This is a genomic window from Nostoc sp. CMAA1605, assembly GCF_021596505.1.
Taxonomy (GTDB): Bacteria; Cyanobacteriota; Cyanobacteriia; order Cyanobacteriales; family Nostocaceae; genus Trichormus.
In genome coordinates this window covers 1-21,354 of record NZ_PJIZ01000065.1, presented here as the reverse complement: position 1 = coordinate 21,354, position 21,354 = coordinate 1, and the positions used below count along the sequence as shown (strand labels likewise).

Genomic DNA, 21,354 nt, shown 5'->3' with positions numbered 1-21,354 from the left:
AAAGAACAAAATTTATGGGTTTAATTCCCCGTTACAACATAAAAAATAGTGAATTGCGAATTGCGAATTGCGAACTGCGAACTGCAAATTGGTATTGCGTGAGATAAAAAATATGCTTAAAAAACTCCCCAACATCTTCCTTGCAATACTCCTAACCGCCGCACCAGCCAGCCAATACCGTGCTGACTTACTACTAAGATTAGGAAATAGACAAATCAATAACGGTCAACTAACCGCAGCATTAGTATCCTTAAAAGAGTCACTAAAACTATATCAAGAATTAGGCGATCGCACCGGACAAGCCAACACACTTTTAAGCTTAGGGGAAATTCATTTCACCCTGGGTAAATATCAAACAGCGATTAATTTTTATCAACAAAGTTTAAATTTCATGCAGAACACAGGTGATCAACCTGGGACTGTACAAGTGTTAGAACATTTGAGTAATGCTTATATTTATACTGGGGATGAAAAACTAGCACAAGAACTGCGAGAAAAAGCCACCGCCTTAAGAAAAGAAATCGGCAATCCTCCCAGAGAAGCATCATTTTTAGGTAACGTTGGTGTAGGACATGAAAAACTAAAAGAATATGAATCAGCAATTGCTTTCCATACCCAACAATTAGCCATTGCCCAAGATACCAAAAATCGCCAGTTAGAAATATACTCCCTGCAAAATTTAGCAGCAGTTAATCGAGAGTTAAAACAATATCAGCCAGCGATTAATTTTTATCAACAAGTCTTAGCCATTGCTACCCAATCTAGTGATATTGCCTTAACTAATATTACCTTAAAGCAAATCGCCAAAACCTATGAAACTCAAGGTAATTTCGAGCAGGCGATCGCACTCTACCAACAGCAACTAGAAACCTCAAAAATTCCCAGCCAAAAAGCCGAATTAATTAAACAATTGGGGCGTGTTTACACATCTGCTAAACAATATGACCAAGCCTTAGCATTATATCAGCAACAATTAGATAATGCCAAAACTAATAAAGATATTTACACTCAAGGCGTAGCCTTCAATAATCTCGCCTTTGTTTTACTCAAGTCAGGTAAAATTAATGAGGCGCAAACCAACTTACAAGCTAGTATTAAAACTTGGGAGACTTTACGCTCAAACTTAAGTAATACTATTGATTATTCGACTGAACAAACAAATACATATAATTTACTAGAACAGGTTTTAGTCAGTCAAAATCAGCCGGAAGCTGCTTTAGAAGTTGCTGAACAAAGTAGCATCATGAAAATCTTAAACTTGATGGGAATGCGTTTAGCCACAGAATCAGCCGGTAGTGGTTTAAAAGCTGCACCCAAAGAAATTATTGTCCCAACAATTACCCAAATTCAAACTATAGCCAAACAACAAAAGGCAACTATTGTTAGATATTCATTAATAGAAGATAGTGAAATTTATATCTGGGTAATGCAGCCTACTGGTAAAATCACATTTCGCAAAGTAGATATCACATCACAAAAGAAGATTATTCCGTTTAATTCGGTTGTCGAATTAATTCATCAAACTCCTATAGCCTTGGGTGTAAAAACTCCTCAAACTCCCACCGCTAATTACAAAAATATATTACTACAACTCAATCAAATCCTCATTAAACCCATAGCTGATTTATTACCATCCAATCCTACAGAACAAGTAATTTTTATTCCCCAAAACGAATTATTATTTGTGCCGTTTCCGGCTTTAGTCGATATTTACGATAAATATTTAATTGAGAAACATACTATTACTACCATCCCATCAATTCAGCTACTCAAATTAACAAGAGAAAAACGCAATAATACAGGCGGTAGTAAAGTAGTGGTGGTGGGTAATCCCACTATGCCCAAAATCGAAAAACAGTCTTTACCGCAATTAATTAATGCCGAACAAGAAGCCTTAGAAATTGCAGATTTTTTCAAAACTAATGCTTTAGTTGGTAACAAAGCCACCAAAGCAGATGTTTTACCATTATTACCCAAAGCTAAAACCATTCATTTGGCAACTTACGCTGTCATCGATGATACCAAAAGACAAGGCATCCCAGGCGCGATCGCCTTAGCCAGTATTGCTGACAATAACGGACTCCTCACCGCTAGTGAAATCCTCAATCTCTATACCCAACCAAAAGGCGCGCGTCTAAAAGCTAGACTAGTTTTCTTAAGTGCGGGAGAGACAGGTAGTGGTAGTATTGGCAACGGTATGTTAGGTTTATCTTTGGCCTTAATTAATGCTGGCGTTCCCAGTGTGATTATTTCACAATGGGCAGCACCCGATACACCCACAAACGTTTTCACTACGGAATTTTATCGACAGTTAAAACAAAATCCTCATAAAGCCCAAGCCTTACGCCAGGCGATGTTAACCACTAAGAAACAGCATCCTCACCCTAAAGATTGGGCTGGATTTACATTAATAGGAGAAGCACGTTAAAAAAAGTAAAAAGGTAAAAGTAAAAAGGTAAAAGAAGGAAATAATAGCTTTGCATCTTATTTTAAAATTCCCAGTGCAAATGCTACCAATTACAAATTACCTTTATTTAATTTCTAATAACATTCCGGCAACTCTTGTTTTGACCTTCGCTTTTTTCTTAGGGAATTATCCCGCCTCTGCACAAGCCCCAAATCCAGAAGGTAGCCGTAACCAAGAACGTTTTCCCCAACCCCAATCAACGCCAACACCTCTAACTCCAGAATCGCCACCTTTACAAACAAACCCCACACCAGAAACTACACCCGCACCGACATCTGGCAGTATTCAAGTAGAAAAAATTCAAGTTACAGGTAGTAGTATTTTTGATGCCGCAACACTCAATTCTGTGACTAAATCTGTAGAAGGGCGTACCGTTACTTTAGAGGAATTAACTAGCGTTGCCGATAGGATTACACAACTTTATTTAAATCGAGGATACATCACATCTAGAGCAGTTTTAGGAAACCAAAAAATCACTAATGGTGTGGTGGAAATTCAAGTAATTGAAGGCAGCCTAGAAAAAATTATTATTGAAGGTACAAAACGTTTAAACCCTAATTATGTGCGATCGCGTATTAAATTAGGTGCAAATAAACCCCTATCTTCCGCCAGTTTAGAAGACCAATTAAGATTACTCCGCAATGATCCCCTATTTACCAACGTCGAAGCTAGTTTACGTCCTGGGACTGGTTTAGGTCAAAGTATTTTAATTGTACGCGTCATCGAGGCGAACCCCTTCGAGGCGACATTGAGTCTGGATAATTATTCCCCGCCTAGCATTGGTTCGGAAAGGTTGGGTGTGAGTGCCACCTATCGCAACCTTACAGGAATAGGTGACGAAATTTCCGCCGCCTACTACCGCACCACCCAAGGCGGGGCAAATATTTATGACTTCAGTTATCAAGTACCATTGAATGCGATGAATGGTACTTTACAACTCAGAACTTCTATTAATAACAACGAAGTCATTCAACAACCCTTTAAAAGCTTCCAGATTAGTGGCGAATCGCAACTATACGAAATTAGCTACAGACAACCATTATTGCGATCGCCCCGCGAGGAATTTGCTTTATCATTAGGTTTCACCTTCCAAGATGGGCAAACCTTTACTTTTGCAGGGCCGACACCCTTTGGATTTGGCCCCGATGATGAAGGGAACAGCCGCACCCGTGTCATTAAATTTGGTCAAGATTATGTTAGCAGAGATGTTAGCGGTGCTTGGGCAGTGCGATCGCTATTGAGTTTGGGTATTGGTGCTTTTGATGCCACTATAAACGATGATGCCAAACCCGATGGACGCTTTTTTAGTTGGTTGGCACAATTTCAACGAGTCCAACGCCTCAATCAAGATAACCTATTAATTGCCCAAGCAGAGTTACAATTAACACCCAACGCCTTATTACCTTCCCAGCAATTTGTTGTCGGTGGTGGTCAGTCAGTACGTGGTTATCGACAAAACGTCCGTGCAGCCGACAATGGCTTAAGATTTACCCTAGAAAACCGCATTACCACAATGCGCGATGCGTCCGGTAATTCCACCCTCCAAATCGCCCCATTCTTTGATTTAGCCTACGTCTGGAACGTGGACACTAACCCCAACAGCTTACAACGACAAAAGTTTTTAGCCGGTTTAGGGATGGGTGTTCTATACCAACCCACACAGAAACTTAATATCAGATTAGATTACGCCCTTCCCCTAATTGATTTAGATGACCGAGGTACAAACGCCCAAGATAACGGCTTTTACTTTAGTATTGGCTATGGCTTGTAGGGTTTTATACTAATCCCCAATGGACTTCTCTAGGAGCCGCTAACGTGTAACCCGCTTTCCCGGAGGGATACGTCCTGCTTGTCTACGAGACGCTACGCGTAGCTTACTTCCACGTTCGCGGTAGCGTTGCGTAGCGAAGTGGTACGAAGACAGCAATTAAGAAAGTTAGATACCATCTGGGTTTCAAGCTTTAGCAATACTCAAGCATAAATTTTTCCCCCAAAAGTTGTCGAAACAGTACACTTTTATTCATTCTTACCCTGTTCCCTACCTATGTAAGTACTTTCAATAATCAAGTCGGATTCCCATATTATTCAAAAACATACTTTTCTGCTACCTTCCAATAGCGAGAGAAACGCTTGAGGTCGATATATCCGTCATAATCAAAAAATGGTTCAACCTCAAACACTTCCAATTTTAAAGAACGCTCAATTTCATCGCAGATATTATTAAAACGAGGACTAGGACTATCAGTTGTAGCCACTAAATCAGCATGATGTTCTTTAGCAAAAGCTAAAACTTCTTGCACCACATTACCCCGACGAATTTCCACAGGTAACTCTAGCAAGCATTCATAAATAAAAGTCAACCGTTTGAGACTAAGTTGCCATTCTTCTATCAAAGCATCATCCCAAACCCAAATCGCAGGCGCATCCGGGTATTCTTGTAAAGCTGGGTTGTCAGAACTCAAACAGTCGCCGTGTATCCAAATAATTTGTTTAGTCATTAGTTATTAGTCATTAGTCATTAGTTATTAGTCATTAGTCATTAGTTATTAGTCATTAGTCATTAGTCATTAATCATTAGTCATTAGTCATTAATACTTTTTCTCCCTTGTCTACCTTGTCCCCAATCCCCAATCCCTAGTCCTTCTTCAATTTTGAATTTTGAATTTTGAATTTTGAATTGATAAGTCCCCAATCCCTACTTCTTCCCCTTTTGCCAACTTTGACTGTTAGGTTTTTTGGTAAATTCTCCTTTGGGAAATAGGCGTTGTTCTAATTCTTCGTAACTACCTTCAAAATCACAATGACCGTAGAGGGGACATTTTTGACAATATACTCCTTTGGTGTAGCGTTCTAAGTTTTCGCGGTTGAAAAAATAAGGTTTATGGCTAAAGGTGCTGGCTACCCATTGCCAAGACATATTATTACTTGCAGGATCACCGTCTAATAAATGTTCTAAAAACCATTTCGCGCCTGCTTGCCAGCGAATTCGCCGCCAGTGAATGATGTAAGCGGCTAACCACATTCGCATATGGTTGTGTAAATAGCCAGTTTCTCGTAATTCTTGACTGAAATTATCTATACAAACTAATCCTGTACTACCCTCTCTAATATCTTGGGGTAACTTAGGTGCATATTGTCCTGTGGTGTAGCCAGTTTTGTATTCTTCTTGGTCTTGCCAAATATTATTACCAAGTTTGACATATAGTCTTTGCCAGTAATCCCGCCAACCCAATTCATTAATGAGTTTAGTTGCGTCATCACGGTTTTGGACTTTATCTAGGACATAATCTCGAATTTCGCGTAAACTCAAAACTCCGTGACGAATATACGGTGAAAGCTTAGTAACATCACCTGTTAAAAAATTACGAGTTTTTGCGTATGATGATGGGTTAACTTTTTGTAAGGCTTTTTGAGATGCTTTCCTTCCTCCTACGGTGTTACTAATGTGATCATCGCGTTCTGCGGCTTGGGGGAATTGTTCCTTCAAATAGGTTATTAATTCATCACGACTGGCAAATTCACGCCGCATAAATAAGATTACTTTACATAAATTTACATTATCTAATATATCTTAATATGAAAGAGGGATTGGGGACTGGGGATTGGGGATTAGGGATTTGGACAAGGTAGACAAGGTAGACGGTAGAATTTATTTCTCAACTCAGCACTAGCTAAACGCTATGCTACCGCTAACATCACTCATCACCGGCTAAACGCCGTGCTACCGCTAACAGCACTCAACACTCAACACTCAACACTCAACACTCAACACTCAACACTCATCACTCAGCACTCATCACTCAGCACTCAGCACTCAGCACTCAGCACTCACCACTCACCACTCAACACTCACCACTCAGCACTCGGAAAAAATAAAAGACAAATTTTATCTGTGAATTACACTAGAAAAGCTACACTAGTCAGATAAAAACTTTACTTGCCGAAGCGATGAGCCTCTGCATTAATCCTCAGTGTACCAATCCTCAAAATCCTGACAATATACTATTTTGCCAAGCCTGTGGTTCAGAGTTGCTCCTAGAAGGTTGTTATCGAGTAGTGGGTTTTCTAGGCGGTGGTGGCTTTGGCAAAACCTATGAAATTCTTGATACGCGGACACAAACTACTAAAGTTATTAAGATTTTAATCAATAATCATCCGAAAGCGATCGAGCTATTTCAGAGAGAAGCAGAAGTTCTCACTCGTCTCAATCATCCTGGTATTCCTCAAGTTGAACCTAACGGCTACTTTATTTATTTTCCTAGAAGTAGCCCAGAGCCATTACACTGTCTGGTGATGGAGAAAATCGAAGGTCTTGATTTAAACGATTATTTAAAAAAGAGAGATTATCGACCCATTGACCAAAAATTAGCATTGCAATGGTTCAAAGAAAGCATCATTATCCTTCAACAAGTTCATCAACAGGGTTTATTTCACCGCGATATTAAACCATCCAACATTATGTTAAGGGCAGATGGTCGGCTCGCGCTCATCGACTTCGGCACAGCTAGAGCAATTACCCAAACTTATATCGCCAAGCAATCTGCGGGACAGGTGACAGGCGTAATTTCCGCAGGTTACACCCCATCTGAACAAATTCATGGACAGGCTGTACAACAGTCAGATTTTTTTGCACTAGGTCGAACTTTTATTTATTTACTCACCGGCAAAGCACCAACGGATTCTCTAATTTATGATTCTTACAACGATGAGTTAAGCTGGCGAAACCATACAAACATTCTACCGCCGTTTGCAGATTTACTCGATCAAATGATGGCGCGTTTACCTAGTCAACGTCCCCAAAATACTCAAATAATTTTGCAAAAGATAGCGGAAATTGAGAGTTATTTAAACCCACCACCACTACAAACCCCACCGCCACCACAAACCTCACCTCCTCCCAATAGAAGAACATTTATGAAATTCTTGGGCTTTGGTGGACTGGGAATAGCTGTGGCTGGGTTAATATATGCAGTATTGCCCAAAACTAAGTCAAAATTAGTAGTTTCTCGACTGGGAGACGGTGATTATCAAACTATCACAGAAGCGATCGCCAATGCCCAACCCAACACCAGTATCATGGTGCGTCCTGGATTTTATCAAGAAAGTATAGTAATTAATAAACCAATAACAATTATTGGTGATGGTTCTAAAGCCGATATTGTCATTGAAAGTCCCGACTCAAATTGTATTTTAATGGAAACTGACACAGCAACAGTTAGTGGTTTGACACTGCGTTGCACAGCAGGCAAAAATAACAAAAAATTCTACGGTGTAGATATTTCCCAAGGACAGCTAACTTTAGAAAATTGTGATATCACCTCTGATTCTCTAGCCTGCATCGCCATTTATCACGCCACAGCTGATGCCATTATCCGTAATTGTGAAATTCACGACGGCAAAGCTAGTGGTATATTTGTTTATGATCATGGTCAAGGTAGAATAGAAAACTGTTATTTGTACAGTAACACCTTATCAGGAATCACCATCCAAGACGGTGGTAATCCTACAGTTGAGCGTTGTAGAATTCGTGATGGGGGAATTCTGATTGATCAAAATGGTAAAGGCAGCATCAATAATTGTGACGTTTTTAGCACAACATTAGGTGCAGGTATAGAAATTAGGAAAAATGGTAATCCAGCAATTGAAAACTGCGTCATTCGTGATGGACAAGGAAGCGGTATTTTAGTAGATCAAAATGGTCGAGGGATAATTAAGGAATGCAGAATTCTGAATAATCGATTATCAGGTGTAGAAATAAGAAATGATAGCAACATCGTCATTAGAGAATGCAAAATTAATAGAAACCAACAATATGCCTTGTATGTTCATGATCGAGGCACAGGTACAGTAGTAAATTGTGATTTAACAGCAAATGTCCGAGGTACCTTTGACATCGACAACACATCTCAAGTACAACGCAGTGGCAACCAAGAATAACATAGCAAATAAACAGATATTCCTAGCCTCACGTTGATGGCAAGGGGGCAGGGGGCAGGGGGCAGGGAGAAAGACAATTGTTTTGGGAAAAATAAATTAGATAGTTTATTTTCTGGAAAACCCTAATGACTAATGACTAATGACTATTGACTATTGACTAATTATGACTAACCTTCCCCAAATTGGACAAACAGCACCGGAATTTTCTCTACCAGACCAAAATGGCAATCTGGTTACTTTAAATGATTTTACAGATCAATGGATTGTAGTTTATTTTTACCCTAAAGATGATACTCCTGGTTGCACCACAGAAGCCAAAGATTTCACAGAGTTAAATCAGGAATTTAGTACATTAGGCGCGAAAATATTAGGTGTGAGTCCTGATTCTGGTAAAGCCCATTGCAAGTTTATTGATAAACATAACTTGTCTATTACACTGCTAAGTGATCCAGAACACCAGTTAATAGAAGCTTATGGTGCTTGGCGGTTAAAGAAATTTATGGGTAAAGAATATATGGGTGTGGCGCGTTCTACTTTTCTCATTTCACCTGAGAAAATTATTGCTCATGCCTGGCCTGATGTCAAAGTCAAAGGTCATGCCCAAGCTGTGTTGCATAAACTGCAAGAATTAACAGCTAGTTAAGCTAGTTAACTGATTAAAAGCAATAATGAACTTAACATTACTATAAAATTGACACTGCTTTACAAGCGGAAATGTCAATATAGTTATACAGTTCCTATTGTAGACCCTATGGTTCAATTCATCCAAGCTCAAAACGTTGGAATTGCATATTTAGAAGCAAGGTTTGGACTTAAATTAGCGGAAAATGATAGATTTTTTCCAGAATGGTTTGAGTCTTTACCTGAAATTACAGACTTGGAAAAAGAGTATTTAGATAGAGTTAAAGCTAATTTTTTGAATTTAGTTAAAAGACCACCTATTTTAGAAAACGCTGTCAAGATGGTGGTATTGTCTCCTTTATTAGATTTAGCTGGATTTTACCGCGCGCCATTTTCTATTCTCACTGAGGAACCTATCGAAATATCTTTAGAAGACGCAGGAGAAGTGATTAGAGGTAGAATTGATGTTTTAGTTATTCAAGAGCAATTATGGTTACTTGTCATTGAGTCTAAACGAGCAGCATTTTCTCTGACAGAGAACATATCTCAAGCATTAGCTTATATGATCAGTCATCCCAACCAAGAAAAACCTGTGTTTGGATTAGTAACTAATGGCAGTCACTTTATTTTTATAAAATTAACTAATTTAAATACATTAACTTATGCTTTATCAGATGAATTTACGCTATTAAAACGTCAAAGTGAACTGTATCAAGTCCTGGCTATCTTAAAAAAACTGAGTCAAATATTGCAATAGTTATGTCAAATCATCCCATCTACCTTGATTATCACGCCACTACACCTGTAGATGAGCGTGTATTAGCAGCTATGCTGCCATACTTTACAGAAAAATTTGGCAATCCGGCAAGTATTAGTCATATTTACGGTTGGGAAACGGAAGCATCTGTAAAACAATCGCGGGAGATTTTAGCCACCGCAATTAACGCATCCCCAGAAGAAATTGTCTTTACTAGCGGTGCAACGGAAGCTAATAATTTAGCCATTAAAGGTGTAGCAGAAGCTTACTTTCAAAAAGGTCAGCATATAGTTACTGTGGCAACTGAACATGGTGCGGTACTCGACCCTTGTGCATATTTAAAAACCCTGGGTTTTGAGATTACTATATTGCCAGTCAAAGCTGATGGATTGATTGATTTAAGAGAACTAGAAGCAGCGTTGCGTCCTGAGACAATTTTAGTTTCGGTGATGGCAGCTAATAATGAAATTGGCGTATTACAACCGTTAGCAGAAATTGGGGAAATCTGCCATAGTCGCCAAGTAATTTTCCATACAGATGCAGCCCAAGCTATTGGGAAAATTCCTCTAGATGTGCAAGCCATGCACATTGATTTAATGTCTTTGACTGCCCATAAAGTCTACGGGCCAAAAGGTATTGGTGCCTTATATGTCCGCAGACGCAACCCCAGAGTGCAACTTGCACCCCAACAACACGGGGGAGGACATGAACGAGGAATGCGTTCAGGAACTTTATACACACCGCAAATTGTTGGTTTTGGTAAGGCTGTAGAAATTGCTTTAGCCGAACAGGAAACAGAAAGCCTCCGCCTCATCCAGTTAAGAGACAACTTATGGAGTCAACTTTCACAATTAGAGGGAATTCACCTAAATGGACACCCTACCCAAAGATTACCAGGTAACTTGAATGTTAGCGTTGAGGGAGTGGATGGTGCAGCATTGTCTTTAGGTTTACAGCCAGTTATGGCCGTATCCTCTGGTTCAGCTTGTTCATCGACGAAAACAGCACCCTCTCACGTCCTCACCGCTTTGGGACATGACGAAAAATTGGCTTATGCTACCGTTCGTTTTGGGATAGGCAGGTTTAACACATCGGCAGAAATTGATATAGTAGCGAAACACGCGATCGCTACCATTCAAAGTTTACGTAAACAAAAGACCTTAGTATAAAATGCCGTCTCAATTTGTTACAAAAGACTGGTACACCGCAAATCATCGTTATTTGATGGGTTTAATCTCCCAAACCCGTCAAGCTTTAGAACAGTTGGCTGAAGACAACGAACAGGGAAATCAGAGTAGTGAGAAAGGCATATTCCTAGATTACGAACAAGACCCAGCCTTTCATGAAGCACCGCCCGCCATAGAGCAACTGTGTCAAATCTTTAAATTATCTAAATTAGAACGGCAAATTGTGCTGTTGTGTGCAGGGATGGAATTTGACCGTAACTGGGGAAAACTATGTGCCGCAGCCCAAGGACAATCACAGTTAGAACATCCCACATTTAGTTTAGCATTCTCCATGTCTTCTGGTTCCTATTGGGATTTACTTACTCACGATGCACCCTTACGACGCTGGCGGATTATTGAAATTGCTCCGTCCCATACATTGACGATTTCTCCCTTAAGATTAGACGAGCAGATTATTCATTATTTGGCAGGATTGCGTCCATTAGATGAGCGATTGGCACAATTAGGAGCCACCCCTGTACAGACAGAAAACTTAGTTCCATCCCATACAGCCTTAGCTCAACAGATGGCAAATTGCTGGTTGCAAGCATCTCAAGAACAGCGCGCCTTACCAATATTGCAACTATGCGGTACAGAAACCGCCAGCAAAAAAGCGATCGCCGCCCATGCCTGTGATATTTTACACTTAACAGTTTATGCTGTAGCTGCCCAGAACTTACCCCGTGATACCCAGCAATTAAATCTCATCAAGTGCTTGTGGGAAAGGGAATGGCGACTGTATGGCAGGGTAATATTATTGGATAGCGATCGCACTACCGAATCTCCAGAAGGGGAAAATCACATCCATCAGCTACTCGAAACCCTACAAACTCCCCTGATGATCTCCAGTTTAGAACGTCGTCGCGCCATCCAGCGTCCCTTACTCACCTTGGATGTCAACCAACCCAGTCCTGCCGAACAGCGTCAAGTTTGGCAAACTGCCTTAAGTGACATCTCACCCACCTGGAATGGACACATCGACCGTCTTGTTTCCCACTTCAACCTCAGCACCGCCACAATTACAGCCACCAGTTGGCAATTCAAAACCCAACATCACCCAACATCCGACTCCAGCCAAGCCTTCCGTTTTCTCTGGGATGTCTGCCGTAGCCAAGCCCGTCCCCGCCTCGATGAATTAGCGCAACGCATCGAAGCAACCGCACAGTGGGAAGATTTAGTATTACCGCCCAATGAATTAGGCGTATTGCGTGATATTGCTGCCCATTTACGCCAGCGTTCCAAAGTCTATGAACAGTGGGGATTTGCGGCTAAAGGCGGACGGGGTTTGGGCATTAGTGCCATGTTTGCTGGGGCGAGTGGCACAGGGAAAACTCTGGCAGCAGAAGTGTTAGGTAATACCCTCAATCTAGATGTCTATCGCATAGATTTAAGTGCGGTGGTGAGTAAATATATTGGCGAGACTGAGAAAAACTTGCGGCGAGTATTTGATGCGGCTGAGGGGGGAGGAGTCATCTTACTATTTGATGAAGCCGATGCCCTCTTTGGTAAACGTACAGAAGTGAAAGACTCCCATGATCGCCACGCCAATATTGAGGTAAGCTACCTATTGCAACGCATGGAAGCCTATCGGGGTTTAGCAATTCTCACCACCAACTTAAAAGCCTCCTTAGATCAGGCATTTCTGCGGCGTTTGCGCTTTATTGTCCAGTTTCCCTTTCCCGATGCCAATCAGCGCGCCGAAATTTGGCGACGGGTATTTCCCGCCCAAACCCCCACCGCAGACTTAGACTTTGAGAAGTTAGCTAAACTTAGCGTTGCTGGCGGGAATATCCGCAATATTGCCCTAAATGCAGCGTTTATAGCGGCCGATGCCGATGAACCTGTGGGGATGAAACATATCTTACAAGCAGCGAAAAGTGAGTATATCAAGATGGAGCGACCTTTGACTGATGTAGAGGTGAAGGGATGGGTAGCATGATTTTTGCTGAATAGCAATTATCCAAACGTCTAATTGATATTACCGAAGAAAATGAGAGAATGAGGTATTATTTGGCTGCGATTCGGAGTGTGGCTATGCGAACTCATAAAGCATCTCAAAAGCAATCTTCGGTGAACAATTCCTTGGTGTCTCGTCCCTTTGTGGTGCAGTCCAAACCAGAGGAAAAGAAAGAATCGCCAGGAACGCAGGGATACAAAAGCCAGATGCCAGAGTTCGCTATTTTCAACCCAGCAGGAGAACAATCGCCTGTGCAAACTAAGTTAGCGATCGGCGCGCCAGGAGATAAATACGAGCAGGAAGCCGACCGGACAGCGAAACTAGTGGTACAGAGAATTAATGCACCGGCGATCGCTCGTTCAACTTCAGAACCCTCAATACAACGGCGGGGAGGTTTAGAGGGAGGAGAAGCATCAACAGATTTAGAATCCGCCATTAATAGTGCTAGAAGTGGGGGACAGCCCTTAGATGCTGGTTTGCAAGCAAAAATGAGTACAGCGATGGGGGCTGATTTTAGTGGGGTGAGAGTGCATACTGATGCCCAATCAGACCAGTTAAATCGCTCGATTCAAGCCAAGGCATTTACAACAGGGCAAGATGTATTCTTTCGGCAAGGGGAATATCAGCCAGGGAGTCGCGGCGGGCAAGAGTTGATAGCCCATGAATTAACCCATGTAGTACAGCAAAATTTTGGAGCATCTCATCCAATTCAGAGGATGAAGACCACTAGTCAGAGCAGAATAGAATTCAGGGATTTAATATATAAACTACTATTAAACAAAAATATTTCACTTGCCCAGTATGCTGTGGAAGTACGAGTTGAAAGTGTAGAATTTGACACAGAAGATTTGGAAGAAATTGAGAAACTTGTCCCAAGCGACGCATTTTCTCTTATGATTGGTTCGCTACCTGAAGAGACCCAAAAAACAATAAGGGGTTTTGAGAGTTCTTGGCCGAACTTAATCAAGGAACAAAAGGAAAAAGCACAACCCCCAACTAAAGAGGAAGAAGCGATCGCAGGTACTGTAGAGGCAGATGAAGGTTTTGTAGAAAAAGTGCCTGGCCCTGGGAAAAAGCGTATCCAAGTACCCACAGGTACTGCGTCAGCAGTTCAAATCAAAAATTTGTCGGAAATCCGTTGGAGTCAATCCGATGTGAAATCAGAAACCCAAGGCGAAGGTGCAACACCAATTACTACCGTCATCAAACACATGATTAAAGGAGGTTGGAGAGGCGACCCATGTAGTGTGGTGCAAATGACTGACAAAATCAAGGTTGAGAATGTAGAAGTTTCTTCTGGAGTTAAAGCTGGATTAGTAAGTCAAGATAACCGTCGTCTTCTAGCCGCAAAGGTTGCAGGATTAACTCAAGTCCCTTGCATTATTAAAAGCCATTCTGATCCATTGCCAGAAAGCTGGCCTGTAGGAGATCGGGACAAAATTGGTAAGCATCTTTATCTAGATACTAGTAACAATACACTCCGCTATGGTGCAAGTGGAGAAGGATTCAATAAGCAAGGAAAACCCACTGATGATAAACGCTTTAAACTGATCCTACAAAAAGGCCATATAGCGTCTACTTATGGTGAATTAATTCTCATTCGCACTGCCAACCAACCAGCAGTCAAGGCAACTGGAGAAAGGTTTGAAATTGGTGGTAGCAGTGAAACACCATATATGAAACCGAAAAATAATGTGTAAAATTCATCAATCACCATAGAAAAACAACAGAATGTCATACAGAAAAAATCAGGATACAAGCCACTAAATTTATAGATGTGGATTGTAATTTTGAATGGAAGAATTTTGAATTCGGAGCGCAGCGACGTGACCTTAACAAATGCTTTTTATGGCTATTTAACATCTGAGGATCAGAGTGCTTCCCTGCCATCTCTCTCTCACGCATTGGCTAACGCTGAATATTGGTTAGAACATTCATTATTAGAGCAATACATTCAAAAGGGTACAAGTAGTGAAATTATTACAGTGCCGCACAGTCGTTATTTGGGTAGAAGAGGTTGGGTTGGTTTTGAATTGCCTACAGATGGGGCTGCTGGTGATATTTGGTTAGATATGCGGGAATTAATGCCTATGATGTTAATTCCCAGTGAACCACATCCCTGGAGAGAAGTTGATCCGATTATTCAATACCGACCTTTGTATTGCTGGATTGCTTGTCGTCCTGTAGCCAGATGGCAATATCAAGCATATCTAGCTACGAATGCAGATAATTCTTCAGAATTTTCACTGGAAATCACAGAGGAAACCCATTCAGCCACTAATCTCAAACTGACTAATGCTAAAAATTATGCCCGTTGGTTTGGGAAAATGTTACCGGATACAATCGATTGGCAAGCTGTACAAGAATTTTTGCCAGAAGTAGTCATTGATGAGATGTGGCTTGGCCAAGATCGTGAATGGAGTAATGCCAGAAGTTACTACGATGACGAAATGGCTCTGGTGATCACTAGAGAAACTCTAACTCAAGATCCGGATGAATTGTTACAGGCGTACGAAGCCGGCAACGCATCAGATCCCAAAGACGAGCTAGTATTTAGCTTAGAAACGGCTAGTCCCAAAATTGGGTTTCGGACATTGGTAAATATGCAATTTGGGTTACAGAAACGAGAATAGAAGAAATCAACTCGAATTTTATTTAAAGCGTAAAGAGAAACTAAGCGTAACCCGAAAGAGCGATCGCCCATAGTATTTTTTTGAGCTAGGCGATCGCACCAACTTTCAATACGGATCGTAATCAAACCTACCCCGTTTCACACTGCGAAAATAATAACCCCGACTCGGTGGATTGTTTAAATCAAAGGTTTCACCACTGGGAACACGCCAAATTTTGTAGTCGTGATACGTCAATGGTGTGCGGGGTTTGCAGACTTCTGGTGGGTGATCTCCTAAGACAAAATACGCTGCATTTCTCCCCATGACTTTCGCTTTACCATATTTATCTACAACTACTGATGTTTCCTCACTAATCGCAATCCCTAAAGCACTTTTAGCCACACCATCTTGAAGTTGACGAGCAATAAACGTCATAATCCGTCCCATGCGTTTGCGACTATCAAAATGGGTGTCAACTATCGTTCCCTGCAAATGATGCCATCGGAAAAAGTTGTAGGTAAAGGTAATATTTTCATAAGGATCTGCTAAAGCATCCTTAGTTTCAATGGGGTCTTCGCAAGCACAAGCATCATAAATGAAATCACTGAGAATCATCGCCCCCGCACTAGTGCCACCAATGCCGCCGCCTCTTTGATACACTGACCGCACAGCCGCTTCTAGTTTGGTGTTTTTCCAACTGCGGATGTATTGACATTGGTCGCCACCAGCAAAAAATATTACTCCTGCGTCACGGATTTTTTGTACAATATCGTCTCTATTGGCATCTTGGCGATTACTGACTATTAGTGTGGCTACAGAGTTCACACCTTTCATCTCGTAAATTAGGCGATTGTAGTCATCACTACCATAGGTACGAAGGACTACAACATTGATTTTTTGCGTAGAATTAGCACCGCCTCTGACTTGATTAATCATCCATTGGATAGCCGCCTCGACATCAGGGCCACCACCGCCCAAGTTAAACACAGGGCCAGCCAATGGGGTCAGAATTTCGGGCGTGTTGCTTTCAAAATCGAGCGTCAGGTATGCTGTAAGACGGTTGAACACCCTCAACAACATAGCTCCTGCGGCCTTCAAGAACCTTGCTATACCTGGGAATGCCCTTGTCATACTAACCTTAGAGTGCAAACGGCAACTACTGCTTAATTTCGCACTTCTCAGGGCAAAATTCCCAGCGTACACTCATGGTGTTGTTTTTTAGCCTGAAAGCGTCCAGAATAAACATTCAGGCTGGGTTTGAGGCTGTGTTTTGTTACTGAAATTGGGGATTGGGGATTGGGGACTGGGGATTAGGGACTGGGCGGACAAGGTAGACAAGGTAGGAGATGAGAAAAACCGTTCCCTGTTCTCTAAGAACTAATGACTAATGACTAATGACTAATGACTATTGACTAATTACCAATTCACTTGCGATCGCTCTTTCACTACCCTAAGATATACATTCTCGGTCTGCTTGGCTAATTTTGGCCAGCTAAAGCGGCGTTCTAAATCTGCATAAGCGTTATCTACTAACCATTGGCGATAAGCAGTATTTTTTAACACTTCTAAAATTCCCCAGGCTAAAGAATTGGAATCATTTACCCAGGTAACTATTCCTGTCTTGGTATGCTGTACTACTTCTGGGAAGCCGCCTGTGTCTGAAACTACTACAGGCACTTTTGAGGCAAAGCTTTCTAAGGCTACAATGCCAAAGGGTTCGTAAAGGCTAGGAAAAACCGCACAATCAGCTACGGTTTGGAATTTATCTAAATATTCGTCAGAAAGAAAGCCGGTAAAGTAGCATTTATCCCAAATTCCTAAGTCCCAGGCTTGGCGTTTGAGGTTGTCGGTATTTCCACCACCCACAATTACGAATTTGACATAACCTCCCATTTCCCACAGTACCTTAGGGGCGGCGTTCATTAAAACTGATACGCCTTTTTCGTAAGTCATGCGTCCTACGTAGTAGACGATTTTCTCATGGTCGGCGGCGAATTGACGGCGAAAATCTTGGGCGTGAAAATCTTCGTGATGTTGTTTCTTTTCGGGACGAATACCGTTATAAATCACATCGATTTTGTCCCAGGGACTAGCTAAGGCGCGGGATACCTCTTGACGCATATAATCGGTACAGACAATAACTCGCCAAGCATTGTAGGCAAGTAAGTTCTCTTTACCGTGGATATAGTTTTGAATATCGTTGTGAATACCGTTGTAGCGTCCGTATTCAGTAGCGTGGATGGTAGCAACTAGGGGAATTTTAAAGGTATGCTTAAGAGCGATCGCAGCATCACCCACTAGCCAATCATGGGCATGGATTAAATCAAAGTTACCTTCCTCTGAAATTAACTTACCACCATGATGTCCCATGCTTTGATTGAGATTGACTACCCAGTGAAAAAAGTCATTGCTATGAGAAACTGGGACTCGATGTACATGAATTCCCTCCACTATCTCGTACATCGAAGCATTACCAACTTCTACCGTAATCAAGTGGATTTCGTGGCCTAGTTTAACTAGTTCGGGATACAACTCTGCCACATGACGCGCAATCCCGCCAACTATCCTCGGTGGAAACTCCCAACTTAGTACCAGTATTTTCATGAACTAGACTCCCCGATGCTTTGAGCAATTCAAAATTCAAAATTCAAAATTAAGAAAATCTGCACTGGTGAGAAGTTGTCAGGAGGTTCAGCCTCCAAGCGAACTTCGGTAAATATCCTAGCTTCTAGGATGAGGCTACATAAAAGCAAATTTGCTTTATAAAAATTTAAACTTTTGAAAGTGAAAACTTGGAGTTAAGTAGATTTACTAAAATTTTCGGATTTTTTGGTCGTTATGTGGGTAAAGCTGATCAAAAATTATCAATCCCAATGAAAATCTTTAGATTAGCTGAAGAATTCTCAAGTTGAATGCAGTCTCACACTGAATTGAAATAAGTAGTATTGTTTCGAGCTTTGGGAATAGCCTAAGAATCTGGGTTTTCAATCCAAAATCCAAAATCCAAAATCCAAAATTGGTATCATACCCCCCAAATAAATGATAGGGAACAGGTTACAGGAAACAGAATATTGTCTGTTTCTTGTCTCCTCTTCCCTATCAGGATGGAATTTTTACTGAAAGTTCAACTCTAATCTGTAACTTTCATCACCCTTGATCTAAACGCAGTACAGCCATAAAAGCTTCCTGGGGTACATCAACTGTACCGACGGATTTCATCCGCTTTTTACCTTTAGCTTGTTTCTGTAACAGTTTCTTCTTCCGGCTGATGTCACCACCATAACATTTGGCGAGTACGTCTTTTCGCAAGGCGGGGATGTGTTCACTGGCGATGACTTTACTACCAATAGAGGCTTGAATGGGGACTTTGAATTGATGACGGGGAATCAATTCTTTGAGTTTTTCCGCCATTGAGCGTCCCACGTTGTAAGCTTTATCACGATGGACAATCATGGCTAAGGAATCCACCGGATCACCGTTAATCATGATGTCTAGCTTCACTAGGGGATTTTCACGGTAGCCAATTAGGTGATATTCCATACTGGCATAACCGCGCGATCGCGATTTCATTTGGTCGAAAAAGTCGGTGACAACTTCCGCTAAAGGTAACTCATAGGTTAAGGTGGTACGTCCTTGGGTGAGATATTTCATATCTTTGAAGATACCCCGACGATTTTGCGCCAATTCCATCAGCGTCCCCACAAACCCTTCTGGTGTAATCATTTCGACTTTCACGTAGGGTTCTTCAATGCGTTCGCGATCGTTAGGCGCAGGTAAGTGGCTAGGATTATCAATATACAGTTCTTCACCCTTAGTTGTGACTACCTTATAAACCACAGAGGGGGCTGTAATAATTAAATCCAAGTCATATTCTCTTTCTAGGCGTTCCTGGACAATTTCCATGTGCAGTAAGCCTAAAAATCCGCACCGGAAACCAAAACCCATCGCGCTAGAGGTTTCTGGTTCGTAGTGTAATGCTGCATCATTGAGGCGGAGTTTTTCTAAAGCCTCCCGCAAATCTTCAAATTGATCTGCGTCAATGGGGAACATTCCACAGAACACCATCGGGTTAGCTTCGGTGTAACCGGGTAGAGGTTCTGTAGCTTTAGCATTTGATAGGGTAATGGTATCACCTACCCGTGCATCGGCTACAGCTTTAATGGCGGCGGCTAAATATCCCACTTCCCCGGCGTGGAGTTCATTGACTTGCTTTTGGTTGGGGGAAAGAACACCCAACTCATCGATTTCATATTCCTTACCGGAAGCCATTAAATAGACGCGATCGCCTTTTTTCAACTTCCCGTCCATCACGCGGAAATAGACAATCACACCTCGATAAGCATCGTAATAACTATCAAAGATTAACGCCCTTAAGCGTTCATTGACAGTATCCGGTGCAGGCGGAACGCGTTCGACAATCGCTTCTAGAATTTCGTCAATCCCGATGCCTTCTTTAGCTGAGGCCAAAATCGCCCCACTGCAATCAAGACCGATAATTTCCTCAATTTCACTAATGACTCTATCTGGTTCAGCCCCAGGTAGGTCAATTTTATTGAGAACGGGGATAATTTCGAGATTATGCTCAAGGGCTAGATAGACATTGGCCAGAGTTTGCGCCTCTACACCCTGAGAAGCATCCACCACCAACAAAGCCCCCTCACAAGCAGCCAAACTGCGCGACACTTCATAGGAAAAGTCCACATGACCAGGAGTATCAATCAGGTTCAGTACATAGTGCTGACCATCCTTCGCCTGATAATCCATCCGGGCAGCTTGCAGCTTAATTGTAATGCCGCGCTCCCGTTCCAGATCCATGTTATCGAGAAACTGTTCCTTCATTTGCCGGTCTTCAACAGTCCCCGTGGCTTGCAAGAGGCGATCGGCAAGGGTGGATTTCCCGTGGTCAATGTGAGCAATAATACAGAAATTGCGAATGCGAACTGCGGGAACGTCAGTCATATACTAATCTTTGCTGAAGCAGCAACCAAGGTTAAAAAGCTATTTACTTCATGTATTTTAATGCTTTCTTTGCCAAGACGCTGCTAGTTATTAGTCATTAGTCATTGGGCATTGGGCATTGGGCATTGTATTTTTCTCCCCCTGCTCCCCCTGCTCCCCCTGCTCCCCCTGCTCCCTTGTCTCCCCAATCCCCTCCTTAAAGATTCCCTCCATACTTTTTAAGAATCTCTATAAAGTCCATTTTTCATTGCTAGTATTCATCAACCTGAAGCGTACAATAAAGATATATAAGTACATAGTGTAGAGATGATGGTCAATTACCACCTGTAATTGCCCTGATATTCTAATTTACTGACAAAACTTCCAGCCAACAGTCTGGAAACCGCTAAGAAAATGGCCACTTGCTACCTGACGCTGTTAGTTTGATGAAATTTCGGGGAACTATGTAACTATAAACTTTTAACAATTTGTCAGTAAACAACCCGAACAGTCAATATAACTGCTTTATAAAGCTGGTGAAAAGACCGTAACTGAGTATATAAACCTATGAATATGCAAGAAAGAACTACCGATGCGGAGTCAATCCCAGCCGATAAGTGGAAATCTCTGTCCAACTGGATTCGGAGTTACTAGAGCAAATTCAGCATCTGACTGACGATCCCAGTAAGGTGATCGAAGTAGCGATTCGTCAATGGTTACGCGGCGAGATTCTCCGGGACGATGAACTGACACGTAGTCCCATCGCATCCCAGTTCCACCTAGAGGTGAATGGAATGATTGATTTTTTCATAAATAGGCTGTAAAGAATCCAGCCAAAA

General features: G+C 41.7%; 15 protein-coding genes and 1 pseudogene. 11 read left to right on the top strand and 5 right to left on the bottom strand.

The window, feature by feature from the left end:
- Nucleotides 1-112 precede the first annotated feature (112 nt).
- Entirely contained in the window at nucleotides 113-2,428 is a 2,316-nt protein-coding gene (locus CV014_RS20015; protein WP_236143633.1) for a CHAT domain-containing protein, read from the top strand.
- 79 nt (nucleotides 2,429-2,507) lie between these two features.
- The gene (locus CV014_RS20010) at nucleotides 2,508-4,238 is read left to right on the top strand and encodes a ShlB/FhaC/HecB family hemolysin secretion/activation protein (protein WP_236143632.1); all 1,731 of its coding nucleotides are present in this window, start codon (nucleotides 2,508-2,510) and stop codon (nucleotides 4,236-4,238) included.
- Between the two features lie 310 nt (nucleotides 4,239-4,548).
- Here CV014_RS20010 and CV014_RS20005 read toward each other — a convergent pair whose 3' ends face one another.
- Both CV014_RS20005 and CV014_RS20000 read right to left on the bottom strand, forming a co-directional pair.
- Nucleotides 4,549-4,965, bottom strand: coding sequence for a deoxyribodipyrimidine photo-lyase (locus CV014_RS20005; RefSeq protein WP_236143631.1), 417 nt, complete (start codon nucleotides 4,963-4,965; stop codon nucleotides 4,549-4,551).
- A 197-nt stretch (nucleotides 4,966-5,162) separates the two neighbouring features.
- Nucleotides 5,163-5,996 (bottom strand): FAD-binding domain-containing protein, encoded by an 834-nt coding sequence (locus CV014_RS20000; RefSeq protein ID WP_236143630.1) that lies wholly within the window; start codon nucleotides 5,994-5,996, stop codon nucleotides 5,163-5,165.
- A gap of 189 nt (nucleotides 5,997-6,185) precedes the next feature.
- On the opposite strand from CV014_RS20000, the gene CV014_RS19995 reads away from it, so the two are divergent.
- The 8 genes from CV014_RS19995 (at nucleotide 6,186) to CV014_RS19960 (ending at nucleotide 15,598) form a co-directional block, all read left to right on the top strand.
- The gene (locus CV014_RS19995; protein WP_236143629.1) at nucleotides 6,186-6,395 is read left to right on the top strand and encodes a hypothetical protein; all 210 of its coding nucleotides are present in this window, start codon (nucleotides 6,186-6,188) and stop codon (nucleotides 6,393-6,395) included.
- A 20-nt stretch (nucleotides 6,396-6,415) separates the two neighbouring features.
- Nucleotides 6,416-8,404 carry a pectinesterase family protein gene (locus CV014_RS19990; RefSeq protein WP_236143628.1) on the top strand — a complete coding sequence of 663 codons (1,989 nt, stop codon included), beginning with the start codon at nucleotides 6,416-6,418 and terminating at the stop codon, nucleotides 8,402-8,404.
- 163 nt (nucleotides 8,405-8,567) lie between these two features.
- Nucleotides 8,568-9,047 carry a thioredoxin-dependent thiol peroxidase gene (bcp, locus tag CV014_RS19985; protein WP_236143627.1) on the top strand — a complete coding sequence of 160 codons (480 nt, stop codon included), beginning with the start codon at nucleotides 8,568-8,570 and terminating at the stop codon, nucleotides 9,045-9,047.
- Between the two features lie 108 nt (nucleotides 9,048-9,155).
- Nucleotides 9,156-9,782, top strand: coding sequence for a type I restriction endonuclease (locus CV014_RS19980; protein ID WP_236143643.1), 627 nt, complete (start codon nucleotides 9,156-9,158; stop codon nucleotides 9,780-9,782).
- Nucleotides 9,783-9,784: 2 nt separating this feature from the next.
- Nucleotides 9,785-10,951 (top strand): cysteine desulfurase family protein, encoded by a 1,167-nt coding sequence (locus CV014_RS19975; protein WP_236143626.1) that lies wholly within the window; start codon nucleotides 9,785-9,787, stop codon nucleotides 10,949-10,951.
- 1 nt (nucleotide 10,952) lies between these two features.
- Nucleotides 10,953-12,947 carry an ATP-binding protein gene (locus CV014_RS19970; protein WP_236143625.1) on the top strand — a complete coding sequence of 665 codons (1,995 nt, stop codon included), beginning with the start codon at nucleotides 10,953-10,955 and terminating at the stop codon, nucleotides 12,945-12,947.
- A 95-nt stretch (nucleotides 12,948-13,042) separates the two neighbouring features.
- Nucleotides 13,043-14,665: an eCIS core domain-containing protein gene (locus tag CV014_RS19965; protein ID WP_236143624.1), complete on the top strand. Its 1,623-nt coding sequence runs from the start codon at nucleotides 13,043-13,045 to the stop codon at nucleotides 14,663-14,665.
- A gap of 126 nt (nucleotides 14,666-14,791) precedes the next feature.
- A complete protein-coding gene (locus tag CV014_RS19960; RefSeq protein ID WP_236143623.1) occupies nucleotides 14,792-15,598 on the top strand; it encodes a hypothetical protein in 807 nt (268 codons plus the stop codon).
- Nucleotides 15,599-15,703: 105 nt separating this feature from the next.
- Here the strand turns inward: CV014_RS19960 and CV014_RS19955 are convergent, their stop codons facing one another.
- The 3 genes from CV014_RS19955 to lepA form a co-directional block, all read right to left on the bottom strand.
- Nucleotides 15,704-16,708: a cyanophycinase gene (locus CV014_RS19955; RefSeq protein WP_236143622.1), complete on the bottom strand. Its 1,005-nt coding sequence runs from the start codon at nucleotides 16,706-16,708 to the stop codon at nucleotides 15,704-15,706.
- 285 nt (nucleotides 16,709-16,993) lie between these two features.
- A complete protein-coding gene (locus CV014_RS19950; protein ID WP_236143621.1) occupies nucleotides 16,994-18,181 on the bottom strand; it encodes a glycosyltransferase family 4 protein in 1,188 nt (395 codons plus the stop codon).
- Nucleotides 18,182-18,724: 543 nt separating this feature from the next.
- Nucleotides 18,725-20,536 (bottom strand): translation elongation factor 4, encoded by a 1,812-nt coding sequence (gene lepA, locus CV014_RS19945; protein ID WP_236143620.1) that lies wholly within the window; start codon nucleotides 20,534-20,536, stop codon nucleotides 18,725-18,727.
- A gap of 546 nt (nucleotides 20,537-21,082) precedes the next feature.
- On the opposite strand from lepA, the pseudogene CV014_RS19940 reads away from it, so the two are divergent.
- A pseudogene (locus CV014_RS19940) lies at nucleotides 21,083-21,317 on the top strand (hypothetical protein).
- Nucleotides 21,318-21,354 lie beyond the last annotated feature (37 nt).